Origin of the sequence: Klebsiella sp. PL-2018 (assembly GCF_019048985.1) — a bacterium.
GTDB lineage: Bacteria > Pseudomonadota > Gammaproteobacteria > Enterobacterales > Enterobacteriaceae > Klebsiella > Klebsiella michiganensis.
In genome coordinates this window covers 5470359-5490890 of record NZ_CP077673.1, presented here as the reverse complement: position 1 = coordinate 5490890, position 20532 = coordinate 5470359, and the positions used below count along the sequence as shown (strand labels likewise).

General features: G+C 57.6%; 19 protein-coding genes. 11 read left to right on the top strand and 8 right to left on the bottom strand.

All coding sequences use genetic code 11. The features are described 5' to 3' along the window. Positions 1-78: 78 nt before the first annotated feature. Positions 79-1299, top strand: coding sequence for an MFS transporter (locus MKleb_RS25970; RefSeq protein ID WP_025106843.1), 1221 nt, complete (start codon positions 79-81; stop codon positions 1297-1299). Here MKleb_RS25970 and MKleb_RS25965 read toward each other — a convergent pair whose 3' ends face one another. Together MKleb_RS25965 and MKleb_RS25960 are read right to left on the bottom strand one after the other, a co-directional pair. Beyond that, on the bottom strand, positions 1300-1857 hold the full coding sequence (locus MKleb_RS25965; RefSeq protein ID WP_004855087.1) for a DcrB family lipoprotein: 558 nt from the start codon (positions 1855-1857) through the stop codon (positions 1300-1302). 73 nt (positions 1858-1930) lie between these two features. Then, on the bottom strand, positions 1931-2596 hold the full coding sequence (locus MKleb_RS25960; protein ID WP_025106844.1) for a 7-cyano-7-deazaguanine/7-aminomethyl-7-deazaguanine transporter: 666 nt from the start codon (positions 2594-2596) through the stop codon (positions 1931-1933). 166 nt (positions 2597-2762) lie between these two features. On the opposite strand from MKleb_RS25960, the gene tusA reads away from it, so the two are divergent. Continuing rightward, on the top strand, positions 2763-3008 hold the full coding sequence (gene tusA, locus MKleb_RS25955) for a sulfurtransferase TusA (RefSeq protein WP_004106582.1): 246 nt from the start codon (positions 2763-2765) through the stop codon (positions 3006-3008). A gap of 78 nt (positions 3009-3086) precedes the next feature. On the opposite strand, the gene zntA is transcribed toward tusA, so the two are convergent. Both zntA and MKleb_RS25945 read right to left on the bottom strand, forming a co-directional pair. Continuing rightward, positions 3087-5291, bottom strand: a complete 2205-nt coding sequence (gene zntA / locus MKleb_RS25950; protein WP_025106845.1) for a Zn(II)/Cd(II)/Pb(II) translocating P-type ATPase ZntA — start codon at positions 5289-5291, stop codon at positions 3087-3089. A gap of 78 nt (positions 5292-5369) precedes the next feature. Further along, on the bottom strand, positions 5370-5996 hold the full coding sequence (locus tag MKleb_RS25945) for a lysoplasmalogenase (protein WP_004855080.1): 627 nt from the start codon (positions 5994-5996) through the stop codon (positions 5370-5372). A 142-nt stretch (positions 5997-6138) separates the two neighbouring features. Between MKleb_RS25945 and MKleb_RS25940 the strand changes: the two genes are divergently transcribed. Continuing rightward, positions 6139-6498 carry a DUF2500 domain-containing protein gene (locus MKleb_RS25940; RefSeq protein WP_025106846.1) on the top strand — a complete coding sequence of 120 codons (360 nt, stop codon included), beginning with the start codon at positions 6139-6141 and terminating at the stop codon, positions 6496-6498. A gap of 14 nt (positions 6499-6512) precedes the next feature. Here the strand turns inward: MKleb_RS25940 and MKleb_RS25935 are convergent, their stop codons facing one another. Both MKleb_RS25935 and rsmD read right to left on the bottom strand, forming a co-directional pair. Further along, positions 6513-6791: a DUF1145 family protein gene (locus MKleb_RS25935; RefSeq protein ID WP_004106574.1), complete on the bottom strand. Its 279-nt coding sequence runs from the start codon at positions 6789-6791 to the stop codon at positions 6513-6515. Beyond that, entirely contained in the window at positions 6781-7377 is a 597-nt protein-coding gene (gene rsmD / locus MKleb_RS25930; protein WP_014227097.1) for a 16S rRNA (guanine(966)-N(2))-methyltransferase, read from the bottom strand. Before rsmD ends, MKleb_RS25935 begins: the two co-directional genes overlap by 11 nt. 192 nt (positions 7378-7569) lie before the next feature. Between rsmD and ftsY the strand changes: the two genes are divergently transcribed. The 4 genes from ftsY to rpoH all read left to right on the top strand — a co-directional run bounded on the left by ftsY (position 7570) and on the right by rpoH (position 11920). Next, entirely contained in the window at positions 7570-9087 is a 1518-nt protein-coding gene (gene ftsY / locus MKleb_RS25925) for a signal recognition particle-docking protein FtsY (protein WP_217076359.1), read from the top strand. A gap of 2 nt (positions 9088-9089) precedes the next feature. Further along, entirely contained in the window at positions 9090-9758 is a 669-nt protein-coding gene (gene ftsE / locus MKleb_RS25920) for a cell division ATP-binding protein FtsE (protein WP_004106557.1), read from the top strand. After that, positions 9751-10809, top strand: coding sequence for a permease-like cell division protein FtsX (gene ftsX, locus MKleb_RS25915; protein WP_025106848.1), 1059 nt, complete (start codon positions 9751-9753; stop codon positions 10807-10809). The genes ftsE and ftsX overlap by 8 nt, the downstream gene beginning before the upstream one ends. A gap of 256 nt (positions 10810-11065) precedes the next feature. Further along, positions 11066-11920, top strand: a complete 855-nt coding sequence (gene rpoH, locus MKleb_RS25910) for an RNA polymerase sigma factor RpoH (protein ID WP_004106554.1) — start codon at positions 11066-11068, stop codon at positions 11918-11920. Between the two features lie 32 nt (positions 11921-11952). Here rpoH and MKleb_RS25905 read toward each other — a convergent pair whose 3' ends face one another. Continuing rightward, entirely contained in the window at positions 11953-13467 is a 1515-nt protein-coding gene (locus MKleb_RS25905; protein ID WP_025106849.1) for a MocR-like pyridoxine biosynthesis transcription factor PdxR, read from the bottom strand. Positions 13468-13584: 117 nt separating this feature from the next. On the opposite strand from MKleb_RS25905, the gene MKleb_RS25900 reads away from it, so the two are divergent. The 3 genes from MKleb_RS25900 (at position 13585) to livJ (ending at position 17604) form a co-directional block, all read left to right on the top strand. After that, positions 13585-14850 (top strand): 4-aminobutyrate--2-oxoglutarate transaminase, encoded by a 1266-nt coding sequence (locus MKleb_RS25900; RefSeq protein ID WP_004116085.1) that lies wholly within the window; start codon positions 13585-13587, stop codon positions 14848-14850. Between the two features lie 149 nt (positions 14851-14999). Further along, entirely contained in the window at positions 15000-16244 is a 1245-nt protein-coding gene (locus MKleb_RS25895; protein ID WP_025106850.1) for an aromatic amino acid transport family protein, read from the top strand. A gap of 256 nt (positions 16245-16500) precedes the next feature. After that, positions 16501-17604 (top strand): branched chain amino acid ABC transporter substrate-binding protein LivJ, encoded by a 1104-nt coding sequence (gene livJ / locus MKleb_RS25890; protein WP_025106851.1) that lies wholly within the window; start codon positions 16501-16503, stop codon positions 17602-17604. Between the two features lie 1003 nt (positions 17605-18607). On the opposite strand, the gene panM is transcribed toward livJ, so the two are convergent. Then, positions 18608-18994 carry an aspartate 1-decarboxylase autocleavage activator PanM gene (panM, locus tag MKleb_RS25885; RefSeq protein ID WP_025107865.1) on the bottom strand — a complete coding sequence of 129 codons (387 nt, stop codon included), beginning with the start codon at positions 18992-18994 and terminating at the stop codon, positions 18608-18610. Between the two features lie 420 nt (positions 18995-19414). Here panM and livK point away from each other — a divergent pair, with 420 nt between their 5' ends. Continuing rightward, on the top strand, positions 19415-20524 hold the full coding sequence (gene livK, locus MKleb_RS25880) for a high-affinity branched-chain amino acid ABC transporter substrate-binding protein LivK (protein ID WP_014227089.1): 1110 nt from the start codon (positions 19415-19417) through the stop codon (positions 20522-20524). Positions 20525-20532 lie beyond the last annotated feature (8 nt).

Below are 20532 nucleotides of genomic sequence, written 5' to 3'. Positions count from 1 at the left end.
AATCCTAATCTGGCTGCTGATTTATAACGTGTGGCGTGGTAGAAATGAAACACAGTTGTAAAAATCTGGTGGAACCCGATGCCCGAAACCGTCGCCGAACCGGCGCTTAATGGATTGCGCCTCAATCTGCGGATTGTCTCTGTCGTGATTTTTAACTTTGCCAGCTACCTGACCATTGGCCTGCCGCTGGCGGTATTGCCCGGCTATGTTCATGATGTGATGGGGTTTAGCGCCTTTTGGGCCGGGCTGGTGATTAGCCTCCAGTACTTCGCTACGCTGCTCAGCCGCCCTCACGCCGGGCGCTATGCCGATCTGCTGGGGCCAAAAAAGATCGTCATTTTCGGCCTGTGCGGCTGCTTTCTGAGCGGACTCGGCTATCTGCTGGCGGCGCTCTTCGGCGGCTTGCCCGTGGTTAGCCTGGCGCTGCTGTGCCTTGGCCGGATTATCCTCGGCATCGGGCAGAGCTTCGCGGGAACCGGCTCAACGCTGTGGGGCGTCGGGGTAGTCGGTTCGCTGCATATCGGGCGGGTCATATCCTGGAACGGCATTGTCACCTACGGAGCGATGGCGATGGGCGCGCCGCTCGGCGTGCTCTGTTACTCGCTGATTGGCCTGCACGGGCTGGCGTTGACCATTATGGCGGTCGCGCTGGTGGCCGTGCTGTGCGCGTTGCCGCGGGCGGCGGTCAAAGCGGGCAAGGGTAAAGCGATGTCGTTTCGCGCGGTGCTGGGGCGCGTCTGGCTCTACGGCATGGCGCTGGCCCTGGCTTCGGCGGGTTTTGGCGTTATCGCCACCTTTATCACTCTGTTTTATGATGCTAAAGGCTGGGACGGCGCGGCCTTCGCCCTGACGCTGTTTAGCTGCGCCTTTGTCGGCACGCGCCTGCTGTTCCCCAACGGAATTAACCGCCTCGGCGGGCTGAACGTGGCGATGCTCTGTTTTGTCGTCGAGATTATTGGGCTGCTGTTAGTGGGCCTGGCGGAGACGCCGCTGATGGCGAAAATCGGCACTTTCTTTGCCGGAGCCGGTTTTTCGCTGGTGTTCCCGGCGCTTGGCGTGGTGGCGGTGAAGGCCGTACCGCAGCAGAACCAGGGGGCGGCGCTGGCAACCTACACGGTATTTATGGATCTCTCGCTGGGGATCACCGGTCCGCTCGCCGGGCTGCTGATGGCGTGGGCGGGCATTTCATCGATCTATCTGGCGACGGCGGGGCTGGTTGCGGTGGCGCTGCTGCTGGGATGGCGGTTAAAAAAACGGCCCCCGGTCGGTGAACCGGAGGCCGCGGCGTCAGGTCAGTAGTTACTGGATGACGAGGGTGTTGATAATGTTTTCCGCTTCGGTCTGCGCCTGCTGCTGGTTATCCGCTGGCAATGTGATTTGCAGCGTCAGCAGTTTGTCATCAACCTTGCCGAGAAGGACGGAAGACCAGGCGGTCTGACCCTTGGCGGAGATGATGCTGTCCAGCTGTTGCAGCGTGTGGCCTTTGATCTCAATGGATTTATTGCTCACGACCTGCAGCTGCGGGTCGCGGCTGCGCTGCTGCTCTTCCAGACGCTGGCTCATCACCGCCAGCTCCTCGTTGGTATTGTCACCCACAATCACGATCACCGCTTTCTGGCCGGTGGCATCAGAATAGACGTGCATATTGTTGGCCTGGGTGCCCAGCTTGCCGCTCTGGTCGGTCATACCGGCTGGCAGGGAGAAGCTCAGTTTGCCATCCAGCAGACTAATAGGTTGCCCGCTGGCGTTGCTTTCCGCAGCAGCCCCGGCAGTCGGCGTTTTTGTATCGCTGTTATCACAGGCCGCAAGACCTACAACCAGCAGGCCAATACCGACATATTTAACCAAATTGCGCATTGACATCTTCCTTTCGATAAACGGCCATTAACGGCTCATTCGCTTATCTTATCACATCGTTTCGTGAGTACTCTTAACCTGGCTGCAATGCGGATAAATCAGATTTATCTGCCAGTTTTTTCAGCAGCATATTCAACAACATGCCGTACATCGGCAGGAAGAATACGATGCTAATCAGCACCTTGAAGCAGTAGTCGACGATGGCGATTTCGCCCCAGTGCGCCGCCATAAACGGGTCCGGGCTGCGCCAGAAGGCGATAAAGAAGAAGGCCAGCGTATCGCTGACGTTACCAAAAAGGGTGGATGCCGTGGGCGCCAGCCACCAGCGGCGGTTTTGACGCAGGCGGTTAAAGACGTGGACGTCGAGGATTTGCCCCAGCGCGTAGGCCATAAAGCTGGCGGCGGCGATACGGGCGACAAACAGGTTAAAGCTGGTTAATGCGGCAAACCCCTGCCACTCGCCCATATAGAACAGCGCGGAAACCCCGTAGGAGATAACCAGCGCCGGGATCATGACCGCGAGGATAATGCGTCGCGCCAGCGGAGCGCCGAAAATCCGCACCGTCAGGTCGGTGGCGAGGAAAATAAACGGAAAGCTGAATGCGCCCCAGGTGGTATGAAAACCAAAGATGGAGATCGGCAGCTGCACCAGATAGTTACTGGAAGTGATGACCAGCAGATGGAAAAGCGATAGCCAGATCAACGCTTTTTTACGCTGTACGGTAGTAAACGGACTCATATTGTGACCTTTTTAGTGGTTGGGGTGAGGGAACCCAATAAAAACGGCTGCATGATACTGCGTTGCGAGCGTATTGCAATGGTTGTTTTTCGCGCAAACGTTAACCTGGCTTGCGTACTGGCGAACTGGGGGTAAACTAGGGCCGTTTTGTTAATGTGAGATGAAAATGAGCGAACTTTTCTCCAGCCCTGACCATACGCTTGATGCGCAGGGGCTTCGTTGCCCGGAACCGGTGATGATGGTGCGCAAGACCGTGCGTACGATGCCGGTGGGCGAGACGCTGCTAATCGTGGCCGACGATCCGGCGACGACCCGCGATATTCCCGGTTTCTGCCGCTTTATGGAGCATGAGCTGCTGGCGCAGGAAACCGAGGCGCTGCCGTACCGCTATCTGATCCGTAAAAGCCACTGATCCAGGCTACAAAAAACCAGACCGCGCGAACCTGTAGCCCGGGCAAGGCGCGTCAAGCGCCGCCCCCGGGTATTGTCCCTACTTCTTACGTAACAGCCGCAGCGCGTTAGCGGTGACCAGCACCGTCGCCCCGGTATCCGCCAGCACCGCCAGCCACAGGCCGGTGAGGCCGAGCAGGGTGGTGACGAGGAAAATCCCCTTCAGACCCAGCGCGATAGCGATATTCTGCCGGATATTGGCGTGAGTGGCGCGCGCCAGCGAAATCATCTGCGCCAGTCCGGTGAGACGGTTATGCGTCAATGCCGCATCGGCGGTCTCCAGAGCGACGTCGGTGCCGCTGCCCATCGCGATGCCAATGGTCGCCGCTTTCATTGCCGGCGCATCGTTGATCCCGTCGCCGACCATGGCCAGCGGAGACTCGGTGTTGAGCGCCATCACCGCCTGCACTTTATCCGCAGGCAGCAGCCCGGCGCGGAACGCCAGCCCCAGTTCGCTGGCGATAGCCGCCGCCGCGCGCGGATTGTCGCCGGTCAGTATGATTCCCTGAACGCCTAACTGATGGAGTTCATCCACCGCCTGGCGAGCATCATCGCGTAGCGTATCGCGCAGCGCCACAATCCCCAGCAGCGCCTCATCGCGCATCACCAGCACCACGGTTTGCCCCGCGCTCTCCAGCTGCTGAATAGGTTCATCGTACTGTGGATCGCGGTTTTTACCCGCGGCGCAAATCAGCACCTGACGTCCTTCAACCTGCGCCTCAATGCCGGATCCGGCCAGCGCGCGCTGGCCGCTTGCCGGCGGAATGACCAGCTGGCGCTGCTCCGCCTCACGTACGACGGCCTGGGCTAACGGGTGGCTGGAGCCTTGCTCAACGGCGGCCGCCAGCGCCAGCAGATCGTTTTCGCCGATGTCTGCGGTCGTCATCACCGCGGTGACGCGCGGCTGGCCGATGGTCAGGGTGCCGGTTTTATCAAACGCCACCTGGCGCACGCGGCCCAGTTGCTCCAGGGCCGCGCCGCCTTTAATCAGCGCGCCGCGACGCGCCGCCACCGCCAGCCCGGAGGTAATCGCCGCCGGAGTTGAGATCACCAGCGCGCACGGACAGCCAATCAGCAGCAGCGTTAAACCTTTATAGATCCACGGCAGCCATGCGCCCGCAAACAGTAGCGGCGGAACAATGGCCACCAGCAGCGCGACCACCATAATCGCCGGGGTATAGATGCGGCTAAAGCGATCGATAAAGCGCTCAATCGGCGCGCGGCGCTCTTCCGCTTCTTCAATCAGCTTAAGGATGCGATCGATAGCGCTGTCGCCCGGTTCGGAGATCACCGTCAGCTGTACCAGACGATCGACGCTGGTCGCGCCGGCCGCCACGCGTTCCCCGGCGTTACGCTCCACCGGTACGGATTCACCGGTTAGCGCGCTCTCATCGAAGCTGGCGAAGGGCGAGAGCAGCTGGCCATCGGCGGGCAGGCGGCCTCCGGCGGCGACTTCAATCACGTCGCCGGGGCGCAGGTCGCGCTGGGCTACGGTTTCACGCACGCCGTCGCGCACGCGGATTGCCGTGTCGGGTTTCAGCGCCATCAAGGCGCTGACGCCTTGCCGCGCGCGGCTGGCGGCCCAGCCCTCAAGACGTTCGCCGATTAAGAACAGCAGCAGGACCATCGCCGCTTCGGCGGTGGCGCCGATAAACAGCGCGCCGATGGCTGCGACGCTCATCAGGGTTTCAATGGCGAACCAGCTTCCGCTTTTGATCAGGCGTATTGCTTGCCGGGCGACCGGCCACAGGCCGACCAGCGTAGTTGCGATGAAGGCAATTTCGCCCAGAGGCGGGCTGAACTGCTCCAGCCCCCAGCTGAGCGCCATCATGGCGACGAGGGTGAGGAGCGGCAGATTCTCGCGCAGCCACGAGGTGGGCTCCTCTGCCCGTGGCGCGTTTTCATCACGCAGCTGATAGCCCGCGGCGCGCACGGCGCTTTCGATCTGCGGACGGACATTGCCTTCGGCGTTGACCAGCAGCTTTTCGGTGGCGAACAGTACCTGCACCTGGCTGACCCCCGGCACCTGGCGAACGGCGGTTTCGACCTTGCGGGCGCAGGCCGCGCAGTCCATGCCTTCTACCAGCCAGCTAAAGCGCGCGTGACTCAGCGCATCGTTTTCAGCGGCGGTTTCGCTGCTGCAGGCGTGGTCCGCGCAGCAGCTTTCCGCAGGCTGCGCGGCAGGGGTAAATTTTAACGATGAGAAGTGTGGGACTTTTTTATCCTGCGATTCTGGAGCCGACATAGGACCCTCCGGGTAATGATAATTTTCTCATTACCCGCAGGATACACTCTGGAGTCGACTCCAGAGTCAAGCGCTTAATTACAAATAGAGCGCGCGGACGATCAGGAAGTGCCCGGCGAAGTAAAATGCCGAGGAGATCGCGTTGTCAGCGCGGAAGCGGCGGCGATAATGGCTGATGAGCCAGACCGCGTTGCCGAGCAGCAGGGATGCCGCGCCAGCGAAGCCGGACAGGGCGGTATCCGTCGGGCGGGCGAACCACAGCTCCCCGGCCAGCCAGACCATCACCAGCGTCATCGCGATAAAGGTAAACACCGGCATCCGCATCTCTTCCAGACGCGTCCAGATAATCGCCAGCAGCAGCGCGCCGAGGATCAGCAGCACCAGCGGCAGCGGCCAGAAGAAAGATAGCGTCAGCTGGCTGGCAAACCAGATGGTGTAGAGCAGATGCGAGAGAAAGAACGCCCCCACGGCGTACATTACCCGCTGCCGCGGCAGCAGGGTCAGCGCATCGCCGACCAGCGAGGCGCAAAGCCCGGCCAGCACCAGATAGCTGATGGCGTTAAACATCGGCGCTTGCCAGGCCAGTAACAGAAGCAGGATCAGCGTGACGGGTTTAAACACCCAGCGACGCCAGGCAGGCCCACGATAAGACGCATCGACGTAAAGCCATGCGGAGAAACAGACAGCAATAAATGACCAAAGCATAGTAAGTCCCTGTATCTGTTATCATTACGTAAGTGATTGTACTTACAGTACTGAATCTCAGTGTAGTGGTTTGCAGAGGAAGATGACAATGATAATCAAGCCACAGTATGCATATTCCTGATAATTCCTGGGGGCAAGGTGAATGAGTAAAGTTCCGCTGTTTTTTATGGTTGCCGTTGCCATCATTGCGATTGCCGCGTCGTATCGCTATGTGCAGCAGCGTCGGGAAAAAATGGATAACGATGCCGCGCCGCTGTTGCAAAAACGGGTGGTGGTGAGCAATAAGCGGGAGAAGGTGATTAACGATCGCCGTTCGCGCCAGCAGACGGTGGCGCCTGCCGGTAGCGAAATGCGTTATGAAGCAAGCTTCAGGCCGGAAAGCGGCGGGCTGGAAGTGGTTTTTCGTCTGCAGGCGCCGCAGTATCATGCGCTAAGCGTCGGCGATAAGGGCGTCCTGAGCTATAAAGGTTCGCGGTTTATGGGCTTTACGCCAGACCCCTGAACCTTTTCCTGGCATTACTTCTTCTTCAGGGTCGCCTTGAGCTTTTTCTGCCAGGCGACCAGTTCGAACACGCCGAAGATGAAAATACGAATCTGCTCGAAGCGCCCCAGCGGCGGCATCTCTTTCGTCTGCGTCGCCTTGAGCAGCGTCAGCTGCAGGCCGTGCATCAGAATCATAAAGATCAGCGCCACGTTAACGAAGATGTTCAGCGGTTTTGGGAACGGTTGAAACAGGTTCAGCAATAAAAACGCCCACACGCACAGCATCAGCAAGCGGCCAAAATTAATCAGCATGGTTTTCTCCTTGGGCCTCACGTTGATAGAGACGGTAGGCGACCTGTCCGGCCACTTTTTCACGATAGACGTGCCAGTTCATCGGCACCGGCGGTAAACCGTTTTCGACTTCACTCTCAATGTAGACAAGCGCTTCATCGCTAAGCCAGCCGTTGTTTTCCAGCAGCTTTAGCGTCTCTTCAAGCAGTCCTTTACGAAACGGGGGATCGACAAACACGATGTGATGCGGCGTGCCCGCCTGAGCAAGAAACGCTAAAGTATTGGTATTGACCACCTTAGCGTTGCTGGCTTTGAGGGTCGCCAGATTTTTTTGCAGCTGCTGCGCGACGCCGCGTTCCATTTCCAGCAGCGTGGCGCTGGCCGCATAGCGGGAGAGGGCTTCAAGGCCCAGCGCGCCGCTGCCGGCGAAGCAGTCGAGGCAGTTCGCGTCAACGATCGACGGCGCCAGCCAGTTAAATAGCGTTTCGCGCACCCGGTCGGTGGTCGGGCGCAGACCCGGGCTCTCCGGCACCGGGAGTTTACGGCCCCGCCATTGCCCGCCGATAATACGGATCTGGCCGCTGCCCGCGTGGTTTGGTTTCTTCATCTCTTTGCTCAAGTCTCAACTTCCGGGCTGCTATTCTAACGATCGGCGGCGGTTGACGAAACCTTAATCCGGGGGCGGTGATGCGAGTTAAGTTAAGTGGTAGACTATCCGACTAATTTCATCATTTTTCAGCTTCCGCTACCTACTGGCCGAAGCTGTGCCATGAATTAACAGCGAGGAGTGTAGTCGCAAATGGCGAAAGACAAAAAACGTGGCTTCTTTTCCTGGCTGGGCTTTGGTCAAAAAGAACAGGCGCAGGAAAGCGAAACAGAACAAAAAGTAGAAGCCCAGCAAGAGGTTGAAGAACCGGCTCAGGAAAGCGAAGCGCCTGCGGTTGCGCGGGAAACGGTCGACGCCACTGCGACAGAGAAACAGGATGCTGAAGCCTTTGCCGCTGAGGTGGTTGAGGTGACCGAGCAGGTTGTGGAGAGCGAACAGCCGCAGGCGGTTGTCGAATCCCCGGCGGTTGAGGAGATAGCGGAGCAGCCCGCGGTTGAAGAGACGGTCGCTGAGCCGCTGGTGGAAGAGGTCATCGCCGAGCCGGTAGTGGCTGAAGCCGTCGCTGAACAGACGCCGGAAGAGGTCATTACCGAACCGGAAACGGCAGTTATTGAAGAAACCGCCGTTGACCAGCCGGAACCAGACGAAACGGTAGAAGAGGCTGAGGCCGATATCACCGATGAAGAGCTGGAAGCACAGGCTCTGGCGGCGGCCGATGCGGCAGAAAACGCCGTTGAAGTGGTGCCGGACGAAACCGTCGTGACGCCGTTAGAGCAGGAAAAACCGACCAAAGAAGGTTTCTTCGCCCGCCTCAAACGCAGCCTGGTAAAAACCAAACAGAACCTCGGTTCCGGATTTATCAGTCTGTTCCGCGGTAAGAAAATCGACGATGATCTGTTTGAAGAGCTGGAAGAGCAGCTGCTGATTGCCGATGTCGGTGTGGAAACCACGCGTAAGATCATCACGCGTCTTACCAACGACGCCAGCCGCAAGCAGCTGCGCGACGCCGAGGCGCTGTACGGCCTGCTGAAAGAAGAGATGGGCGATATTCTGGCGAAAGTGGATGAGCCGCTGAACGTAGAAGGCAAAACGCCGTTTGTGATTCTGATGGTCGGCGTCAACGGCGTCGGTAAAACCACCACCATCGGCAAGCTGGCGCGTCAGTTCGAGCAGCAGGGCAAGTCGGTGATGCTGGCGGCGGGGGATACCTTCCGCGCGGCGGCGGTTGAGCAGCTCCAGGTTTGGGGGCAGCGCAACAATATTCCGGTGATTGCCCAGCACACCGGCGCGGATTCGGCATCGGTCATTTTCGACGCCATCCAGGCGGCGAAGGCGCGCAATATTGACGTCCTGATTGCCGATACCGCGGGTCGTCTGCAGAATAAATCGCACCTGATGGAAGAGCTGAAGAAGATTGTCCGCGTCATGAAAAAACTCGATGTCGATGCGCCGCATGAAGTTATGCTGACCATTGACGCCAGCACCGGGCAGAACGCGATTAGCCAGGCCAAACTGTTCCATGAAGCGGTTGGACTGACCGGTATTACCTTGACTAAGCTGGATGGGACCGCCAAGGGCGGGGTTATCTTCTCGGTTGCCGATCAGTTCGGTATTCCGATTCGCTACATCGGTGTTGGCGAACGTATTGAAGATCTGCGTCCGTTTAATGCGGGCGACTTTATTGAGGCACTTTTTGCCCGAGAGGATTAAAAATGATTCGCTTTGAACAAGTCAGCAAAGCCTATCTCGGTGGGAGACAAGCGCTGCAGGGGGTGACTTTCCACCTGCAGGCGGGCGAGATGGCGTTTCTGACCGGCCATTCCGGCGCGGGGAAAAGTACCCTGCTGAAGCTTATCTGCGGTATCGAACGGCCCAGCGCCGGCAAAATCCTTTTCGGCGGCCATGATATTAGCCGCCTGAAGAGCCGCGAGGTGCCGTTTTTGCGCCGTCAGATTGGCATGATTTTCCAGGACCACCATCTGCTGATGGACCGAACCGTTTACGATAATGTAGCGATCCCGCTGATTATCGCCGGCGCCAGCGGGGATGATATCCGTCGTCGCGTCTCGGCGGCGCTGGATAAAGTCGGGCTGCTGGACAAAGCGAAAAACCTGCCGATTCAGCTTTCAGGCGGGGAACAACAGCGCGTGGGCATCGCCCGCGCGGTGGTGAACAAACCTGCGGTCCTGCTGGCGGATGAACCGACCGGTAACCTCGACGAGGCGCTGTCGGAAGGGATCTTACGTCTGTTTGAAGAGTTTAACCGCGTTGGGGTGACGGTGCTGATGGCGACGCATGACCTGGGGCTTATCTCCAGTCGTCCGTACCGCGTCCTGTCCCTCAGCGAGGGGCATATGCATGGAGGCCACATCGGTGAATAAGCGCGAGGCAATGAACCACATTCGCCGATTCGGCAATCGATTTGACCGTTTCCGCAATGCGGGCGGAGCGGGCGGTAGCGGCGGGCGCAATGCGTCGAAGCGGCCAAAAGCGGCGCCGAATCCGGCTTCCCGCAAGAGCAACGTATTCAATGAACAGGTGCGCTACGCCTGGCACGGCGCGGTACAGGATCTGAAAAGCACGCCGCTGGCGACGTTTCTGACGGTGATGGTGATCGCCATTTCGTTGACCCTGCCAAGCGTGTGCTACATGGTCTACAAAAACGTCAGCACCGCGGCGTCGCAGTACTATCCCACGCCGCAAATCACTGTTTATCTGGAAAAAACGCTGGATGACGACGCCGCTGCGCGGGTAGTCGGCCAGCTGCAGGCGGAGCAGGGCGTCGAGAAGGTTAACTATCTGTCGCGCGATGAAGCCCTTGGCGAATTCCGCAACTGGTCAGGCTTCGGCGGCGCGCTGGATATGCTGGAAGAGAACCCGCTGCCGGCGGTGGCGATCGTGGTGCCGAAGATTGATTTCCAGAGCGTTGAAGCGCTGAACACGCTGCGCGACCGCGTGAGCCACGTTCAGGGCGTTGATGAAGTGCGTATGGATGACAGCTGGTTTGCGCGGCTCTCGTCGCTGACCGGGCTGGTCGGACGCGTTTCGGCGATGATCGGCGTACTGATGGTGGCGGCGGTCTTCCTGGTGATCGGCAACAGCGTGCGTCTGAGCATCTTCGCCCGCCGCGATACCATTAACGTGCAGAAACTGATTGGCGCGACCGACGGCTTTATTCTGCGTCCGTTCCTTTACGGTGGGGCGCTGCTGGGGTTCTCCGGCGCGTTTCTGTCGCTGATCCTGTCGGAAATTATGGTCATGCGCCTGTCGTCGGCGGTCACCGAAGTGGCGAAAGTCTTCGGCACGCAGTTTGAACTCAGCGGCTTAGGCTTTGACGAGTGCCTGCTGATGCTGATTGTTTGCTCGATGATTGGCTGGGTCGCCGCCTGGCTGGCAACCGTTCAACATTTACGTCACTTTACTCCCGAGTAGTAAAAATCTGGTATAATCTTTCCCTGCACTGAATATCTCTCTGCAGGGAAAGAGTCCCTGTCGACGCTTCCCTAAACTTCATAACCATGTCACATTTTGTGCGTAATCTATTCACATCATTGCATGGAACTTGTGGATAAAATCACTGTCTGATACTAATGTGAGTGATATTCTCGTTGCTCATCAATGCTGGCATGTTTGTTGCTCCGTTGTGAGGACAGAAAGATGCCAGAAGATATCGATTGAGAGGATTTGAATGACCAAAGATATGCAAACTTTAGCCTTAGCCCCCGTTGGTAACCTGGAATCGTACATCCGGGCTGCTAACACTTGGCCGATGTTATCGGCTGATGAAGAGCGGGAGCTTGCTGAAAAGCTGCATTACCAGGGCGATCTGGAAGCAGCGAAAAAGCTGATCCTGTCTCACCTGCGCTTTGTTGTTCATATTGCTCGTAACTACTCGGGCTATGGCCTGCCGCAGGCGGATCTGATTCAGGAAGGCAACATTGGCCTGATGAAAGCCGTGCGCCGTTTTAACCCGGAAGTGGGCGTGCGTCTGGTTTCCTTCGCCGTGCACTGGATCAAAGCGGAAATTCATGAATACGTGCTGCGTAACTGGCGTATCGTGAAGGTCGCGACCACGAAAGCACAGCGTAAGCTGTTCTTTAACCTGCGCAAAACCAAGCAGCGTCTGGGCTGGTTTAACCAGGATGAAGTCGAAATGGTGGCCCGCGAGCTGGGCGTGTCGAGCAAAGACGTGCGTGAGATGGAGTCACGTATGGCGGCGCAGGACATGACCTTCGACATGTCGTCGGATGATGAGTCCGATAGCCAGCCGATGGCGCCGGTGCTCTATCTGCAGGATAAAACGTCTAACTTTGCCGACGGCATTGAAGACGATAACTGGGAAGAGCAGGCGGCAAACAAGCTGACCGACGCGATGCAGGGTCTTGACGAACGTAGCCAGGACATCATCCGCGCCCGCTGGCTGGACGAAGACAACAAGTCCACGCTGCAGGAGCTGGCAGACCGCTACGGCGTGTCGGCTGAACGTGTACGTCAGCTTGAAAAGAACGCCATGAAAAAACTGCGCGCCGCTATCGAAGCCTAATCTGAGCGCCAGTCCCCCGATAACGCCCCACATTACGATGGGGCGTTTTGTTTTTCTGCCTCCGCCAGCGCCTGCGGGCAGTGCATTTTCAAACACTCAAGCAGGACGTTGAACGCCGGTTCCATCTGCGTTTCCGGCTGCGAAGCAAAACCCATCAACAGCCCTTTCTTCCGCTGCGCCGTCAGGTAATAGCGCGACAGCGGACGCACTAAAATATGGCGCGCGTTGGCATCGCGGGCAATCGCCACGTCATCCGCCTCATCCGGCAAATTCAGGATCAGATGCAGTCCGGCATTATCGCTGAAGTCCGACAGCGCGTGCGGCCCGCAGTGCCGCTGAATCAGCTCGGTCAAAAAGACGCGACGGCGGCTGTAGAGCAGGCGCATGCGGCGAATGTGTGCCGAGTAATGACCGGCGTTGATAAATTCCGCCAGCGCCAGCTGGATAAGCGAATGGCCGCCGCGGTAGAGCTCGGCGTGGGCGTTTTTGAGTTCAGCCGCCAATGGTCGAGGCAGCACGACGTAGCCCAGCCGCAGCCCCGGGTAGAGCGTTTTACTGAACGTACCGACGTAGACCACCGGCGCTTCGGGGACTAAGCCCTGTAGCGCCGGGATCGGCTGGCCGGAAAAGCGAAACTCGCTGTCGTAATCATCTTCCACAATCCAACTGCCGTGCTGATGGGCCAAGGTGAGCAGGCGCTGTCGGCGCTCAAGGCTCATTACCGCGCCGAGGGGGTACTGATGGGATGGCGTAACGAAGATCAGCCGCGGCGCTTCGGCTATGCTTTCGGGCGGACACAGGCCGCTGGCATCAACCACCACGGGCTCGGCCCGCACTTCATTCATCGCCAGCACATGGCGAATGCCCCAGTAGGACGGCTCCTCCACCCAGGCGAGATCGCCGCGGTCGCACAGCATGCGGGTGATCAGGTCGATAGCCTGGTGGATCCCTTCAGTAATAAGAATTTGATCTGCCTGGCACAGAACGCCGCGCGCTACTCTCAGATAGTCCACCAACGCGTGCTGCAGCTCGGCCGTTCCGCCGTTACAGCTATAGCTGAGCTGTTCGGGTTTTGGACGGCGGCTGATACGCGCCTGGATTTTACTGAACAGCGGGTGGGGAAACGCATTGACGTCCGGTACGCCGGGGATAAATGCCCCCCACTGACGCGGGCTGGCGCTGATGTGCCCCAGCAGATGCTGGCCGCGTCGGGAGATGGGCGCGCTGGCTGCTGGCGCAGGGCTGCTTTCACTGGCGCTGCTGGTTGGAAGAAACATATCGGGCAGCGTTTTCGCGACGAATGTTCCGCTGCCGCGACGGGACACGACATACCCCTCAGCCAGCAATTGTTCGTAAACTGTTAAAATTGTGTTGCGAGACATTTTCAGCTCTCCCGCCAGATCCCGTGAAGGGGGCAGGCGGCTATGGGGCGGGAGAGAACCATCCAGAATGGCGTGGCGAATCGCCTTGTAAAGGCGCTTGTGCAGGAGCGGATCGGTTTCTTTCTGCAATCTGACCAGCACCAGGTCTGCGATAAGCGAACGCAATTGGATCCCTCAGATAATCTGAATTGGTACTCGATTATAGGGCCAAATCCTGTGTAAATAAACGACATAGTTTCGGATTTGTTGCGATAACGTGACACACATGACAGGAGATTCTCGGTGAAAAGTTCAGAACTGAATCAGCGTCGCCAGCAGGCGACTCCGCGCGGCGTAGGGGTGATGTGCAGCTACTTTGTTGAGAAAGCGGAGAACGCTACGCTGTGGGATATTGAAGGGAATGAGGTGATCGATTTCGCCGCCGGCATCGCGGTGCTGAATACCGGCCATCGCCACCCCAAAATCGTTGCCGCCGTTGAACAGCAGCTGCAGGCCTTTACCCACACGGCTTACCAGATTGTCCCGTACGAAAGCTATGTCACGCTGGCCGAGCGGATTAACGAACTGGCGCCGATTGACGGTCCGGCAAAAACGGCTTTCTTTACCACCGGGGCGGAAGCCGTTGAAAACGCGGTGAAAATCGCGCGCGCTTATACCGGCCGTCCGGGGTTGATTACCTTCGGCGGCGGCTTCCACGGCCGTACGTTTATGACCATGGCGCTGACCGGCAAAGTGGCGCCTTACAAGATTGGTTTCGGCCCGTTCCCGGGCTCGGTTTATCACGCCGTCTACCCTAACGCCGCCCATGGCATTACCACCGCCGACGCGATGAAGAGCCTGGAGCGCATTTTCAAAGCCGATATCGCGGCCGATCAGGTGGCGGCGATTGTGCTGGAGCCGATTCAGGGGGAAGGCGGCTTTAACGTTGCCCCGCCTGAGTTTATGCAGGCGCTGCGCGCGCTGTGCGATACCCACGGCATTCTGCTGATTGCCGATGAAGTACAAACCGGCTTTGCACGCACCGGCAAGCTATTTGCGATGCAGCACTATGATGTGAAGCCTGACCTGATGACGATGGCCAAAAGCCTGGCCGGCGGTTTCCCGCTCTCCGGCGTGGTAGGTCGCGCCGAGGTGATGGATGCGCCTGCGCCGGGCGGTCTGGGCGGCACCTATGCCGGTAACCCGCTGGCGGTCGCGGCGGCGCACGCGGTGCTGGACGTGATTGAAGAAGAACAGCTGTGCCAGCGCGCTGAGCGCTTAGGCAGCCATCTGAAAGAGGTGCTGAATCAGGCGCGTCAAAGCTGCCCGGCCATTGCTGACGTACGCGGCCAGGGGTCGATGGTGGCGGTGGAGTTTAACGATCCGCAAACCGGCGAGCCGTCGGCGGAGATCACCCGTCAAATCCAGCAACAAGCCCAGGAGAACGGCCTGCTGCTGCTGAGCTGCGGCGTCTATGGCAACGTCATTCGCTTCCTCTATCCGTTAACGATTCCGGATGCGCAGTTTACGAAGGCGCTGGATATTCTGGCCCGCGTGCTGAAGCGCTAACTTTTCGCCCGGTCAGGCTGCGGCGGCAGGGAAGCCGAAGAGAAACAGGACGCCGCTTTCTGACCAGTCATGCTCAGCGTGAGTGTTTATCACCCTGATATCACCTTTTTTCCGGCGGCGCACGCTGCCGGAATAAAACGGAAAATATTATGTCTGACAACTCCACCTTTTCTCCGGCTCTGACGAGCCGGGAGCGTACCGCTGTACCTGCAAAATCCCTCAGTTTCATTGAAGGCGTGTCGATGATCGTCGGCACCAATATCGGCGCTGGGGTGCTATCCATCACCTATGCCTCCAGCAAAGCGGGTTTTCTGCCGCTGCTGTTTTGGCTGATTGTGGTCGGTAGCCTGACGACCATCACCATGCTCTACGTGGCGGAATCGACGCTGCGCACGCGTAAGCATCTGCAGCTTAGCGGCCTGTCGCAGCGCTACGTTGGCCGCTTCGGGGCATTGATGATGTTCCTCTCCGTTTGCGTCAACAGCGTCGGCGCGCTGACGGCCTATATGACCGGCAGCGGAAAATTATTGCATTCGTTATTCGGCATCTCGCCGGCCCTGGGCAGCGCGCTGTTTTTTATTCCGGCGGCCGGGGTGCTTTATCTTGGCCTGAAGGCGATTGGCCGGGGTGAGAAATTTATCAGTATCGGCATGGTCGTTATGATAACCATTTTGGTTGCCGCGACGTTGCTGAAAGAAACCGCGAGCGTGAGTTATTTACTTGAAGGTAACTGGCTGTATATGGTGCCGGTATTTAACGTTGTCGCGTTTTGTTTCTCCGCGCAATATATCGTGCCGGAGATGGCGCGCGGCTTCGCCGATAAACCGGAGAAGCTGCCGAAGGCCATTATGGTGGGGATGTTATTAACCTTTTGCCTGCTGGCGCTGGTCCCGCTTTCGGTGATTGCATTAAGCGGGCTGGATAATATTTCTGATGTGGCAACCATTTCCTGGGGCAGGGCGCTCGGCGAGTGGGCTTTCTTCTCGGCAAATCTTTTTGCGCTCTGCGCGATGCTGACCTCCTATTGGGGGCTGGGCGGAAGCTTCCTGACCAATATTTTCGATCAGTTTCGCCTGGGCAACGACGAGCAGCCGTTCAAACGCTTTAAGGTGCTGTTAGTGGTCGCCGTGCCGCCTTTTATTCTGGCCTATAGCGGGATGGTGTCCTTCGTGAACGCGCTCTATTTTGCCGGGGTATTTAGCGGGGTGATTTTATCTATCATGCCGATCCTGATCCTCAAAGGCTCGCGTCGGCAGGGTGACATCATCCCCGGCTGGACCTGCCCGGCGCTAATCACGCATCCCTTAATCCAGATCTTCATCGTATTGCTCTATCTTTGCAGCGCCGCCTACGCCATCGCTTCGGCCTTTGGCTACCTGCCTGCGGGCTGGTAGTCGCGTTGCTCATGCCCCCGCGTTCGGTTTATTCCGGCGCGGGTTTTTATTTGTCACTTATCTGTTACATACTCCGCAATTTTATCGTTTCCAATTCTCCTGAATGACGGTATGTTTAGCATAGTGTGCTGCAAAAGCGCAGGCGGCAGACCCTAATCTAACTATCATATGCTTTTCTTATGTGTCTAATTAGAATAATGCGCTAATAAACAACATCACAACAAATGCAAAAACCATAATAATGGGGAGCCTCAGGATGAATATGAAGGGTAAAGCGTTACTGGCAGGATGTATTGCCTTAATCATGAGCGGTGCGGCAATGGCCGAAGATATCAAAGTCGCCGTCGTTGGCGCGATGTCCGGTCCGGTAGCGCAGTACGGTGACCAGGAGTTTACTGGCGCAGAGCAGGCCATTGCCGATATCAACGCCAAAGGTGGTATCAAAGGCAATAAGCTGCAGATGGTAAAATACGACGACGCCTGTGACCCGAAACAAGCGGTTGCCGTCGCTAACAAAGTGATTAACGACGGTATCAAATACGTTATCGGCCACCTGTGCTCTTCTTCCACCCAGCCGGCGTCTGATATCTATGAAGATGAAGGCGTGCTGATGATCACCCCGGCGGCCACCGCGCCGGAGCTGACGGCTCGCGGCTATCATCTGATTCTGCGCACCACCGGTCTGGACTCCGATCAGGGGCCAACCGCTGCCAAATACATCCTGGAAAAAGTGAAGCCGCAGCGCATCGCGATTGTCCACGACAAACAGCAGTATGGCGAGGGCCTGGCCCGCGCGGTACAGGATAACCTGAAGAAGGGCGGCGCTAACGTGGTGTTCTTTGACGGTATCACCGCCGGTGAGAAAGACTTCTCTACCCTGGTGGCGCGTCTGAAGAAAGAGAATATCGACTTCGTCTACTACGGCGGCTACCACCCGGAGATGGGGCAGATCCTGCGTCAGTCTCGCGCCGCTGGCCTGAAAACGCAGTTTATGGGGCCGGAAGGGGTAGCGAACGTGTCGCTGTCTAACATCGCGGGCGCTTCTGCGGAAGGTATGCTGGTCACCAAGCCGAAGAACTACGACCAGGTTCCGGCGAACAAACCGATTGTGGATGCGATCAAAGCGAAGAAACAGGATCCAAGCGGCGCGTTCGTGTGGACCACCTATGCCGCGCTGCAGTCGCTGCAAGCAGGCCTGAATCAGTCTGAAGATCCGGCTGAAATCGCTAAATACCTGAAGGGCGCAACGGTCGACACCGTAATGGGGCCGCTCACCTGGAACGAGAAGGGCGATCTGAAGGGCTTCGAGTTCGGCGTGTTTACCTGGCATGCTAATGGTACGGCGACCGACGCCAAATAATTTAACCTGCGCCTTTCACGCCGCAGATGCGTTGTCTGCGTCCCTCAACCCCGGTCACTTACTGATGTAAGCTCCCGGGGATTTCGGGTCTTGACGCCTTTCTGCAACGCGAAATTCTTGGTTAAATGTAAGGGGCCTTTCACGCCGCAGATGCGTTGTCTGCGCCCCTCAACCCCAGTCACTTACTGATATAAGCTCCCGGGGATTTCGGGTCTTGACGCCTTTCTGCAACGCGAAATTCTTGGTTAAATGAAAGGGGCCTTTCACGCCGCAGATGCGTTGTCTGCGCCCCTCAACCCCGGTCACTTACTGATGTAAGCTCCCGGGGATTTCGGGTCTTGACGCCTATCTGCAACGCGAAATTCTTGGTTAAATCAGTTGATCCTTGCCTCTTCGCATAGGCGAGGAGAAAGGTAAAAGCAAAAAGGCAACGTACGTTGCCTTTTTTAGTCGGTAGCCCGGGTAAGGCGTTACGCCGCAACCCGGGGAATGCGCCGGGGTTGATGCATTGGTGCGGTTTCTTCCCGGGTCGCGCTGCGCTTACCCGGGCTACAGGCTGGTGCGGTCTGGTTTTTTGTAGCCCGGGTAAGGCGTTACGCCGCAACCCGGGGAATGCGCCGGGGTTGATGCATTGGTACGGTTTCTTCCCGGGTCGCGCTGCGCTTACCCGGGCTACAGGCTGGTGCGGTCTGGTTTTTTGTAGCCCGGGTAAGGCGTTACGCCGCAACCCGGGGAATGCGCCGGGGTTGATGCATTGGTGCGGTTTCTTCCCGGGTCGCGCTGCGCTTACCCGGGCTACAGGCTGGTGCGGTCTGGTTTTTTGTAGCCCGGGTAAGGCGTTACGCCGCAACCCGGGGAATGCGCCGGGGTTGATGCATTGGTACGGTTTCTTCCCGGGTCGCGCTGCGCTTACCCGGGCTACAGGCTGGTGCGGTTTGGTTTTTTGTAGCCCTAATAAGGCGTTCAGCCGCAATCCGGGAATGTTCAGCCTTCTTTCGCCAATTTATTGCTTTTTTACCCAACCGCCGGTTTGCGCGTTAAAGCCCAGCGCCTGCATAAACGCCGCCATCACGCCGCGGTCTTCCACGTCGGCATCCGCGATGCGCCAGCTGCCGATCTCTGGATTATCCCTTAGCACCTCTTCCACTAAATACTGTCCGACGCCGCGACGGCGGGTCACTTCACGCACGCACAGCGCGCTGAGTTCGCCCTCAACGCCGTTTAGCGTCACGCGAACCGCGGCCAGCAGGCGTTCATTGAAGCGGGCGGCATAAATACGATGGCTTTCATCCAGAGCCAGTGCCGCAAGATCCTGCGACGGCCAGATTTTACCTAAGTCGATGCGATCCTGATCGCTGAAGTGCTGTAAACGAATAATGGTCAGTTTCATACGCGAGGGTCCAGTCAAAACAGAGGCGTTAGTGTATCCAAATTCCCCGCCAGGCGGAGCGCCGTTTTTTGCCTGTTCATCAGGGGATTCGTTTTCCTGGAAGGAGCAGGGTAGAGCAATTCATCATGGATCGAAAAATAAGCAGAATTTTAACCTAAAATGTAGCGTTTTATTCCGCCTTATGTATCGTTATTTTATGCTGTTTACTGGACTTTTTTTGTTTATCTTCCAGCAAATACAGAATATTATCTTTGCTTAATCGCCTGAAAAATAGAGATTTTACTCTGTATTCAGGCAAAAAACCTCGCTAAACCATTAAAGATAATGGTAAAAGTAGCGTTGTTTAATAAAAGTACAGAATGCTTTTTAACCATAAAAATACAAAATATTTACACCACATCACGAACGGGGTTCTGCAGCATGAAAAGGAACGCGAAAACGGTTATCGCGGGGTTAGTCGCACTGGCGATGTCCCAGGCGGCTTTTGCCAAAGATATTAAGGTCGCCGTTGTTGGCGCGATGTCTGGCCCGGTAGCCCAGTGGGGCGATATGGAATTCAACGGCGCGCGCCAGGCGATCAAAGATATTAATGCCCAGGGCGGCATCAAGGGCGATAAGCTGGTTGCCGTGGAGTACGATGACGCCTGCGACCCGAAACAGGCCGTTGCGGTGGCGAACAAAATCGTCAATGACGGCATTCAGTACGTTATCGGCCACCTCTGCTCTTCTTCCACCCAGCCGGCATCCGATATCTATGAAGATGAAGGCATTCTGATGATCTCCCCGGGCGCGACCAACCCGGAGCTGACCCAGCGCGGCTATCAGTACATCATGCGTACCGCCGGTCTGGACTCTTCGCAGGGGCCAACCGCCGCAAAATACATCATGGAAACCGTCAAGCCGCAGCGTATTGCTATCATTCATGATAAGCAGCAGTACGGCGAAGGCCTTGCGCGTTCTGTCCAGGAGAGCCTGAAAAAAGGCGGCGCGAATATCGTCTTCTTCGACGGCATTACCGCCGGTGAAAAAGACTTCTCCGCGCTGCTGGCGCGCCTGAAAAAAGAGAATATCGACTTCGTTTACTACGGCGGCTACTACCCGGAAATGGGCCAGATGCTGCGCCAGGCGCGCTCCGTGGGCCTGAAAACCGTGTTTATGGGCCCGGAAGGCGTGGGTAACGCGTCGCTGTCCAACATCGCGGGCGATGCGGCGGAAGGCATGCTGGTGACGATGCCAAAACGCTATGACCAGGACCCGGCCAACAGCGCTATCGTTGACGCGCTCAAAGCCGAGAAGAAAGACCCGAGCGGTCCGTATGTCTGGATCACCTACGCCGCCGTGCAGTCGCTGGCGCAGGCGATGGACCGGGCCGGAAGCCAGGAGCCGCTGGATTTAATCAAAGATCTAAAAGCTCACGGCGCGAAAACCGTGATTGGGCCGCTGAATTGGGACGAAAAAGGCGATTTGAAGGGATTTGAATTTGGTGTCTTCCAGTGGCACGCGGACGGGTCATCCACCCTCGCGAAATAAGCCATAAG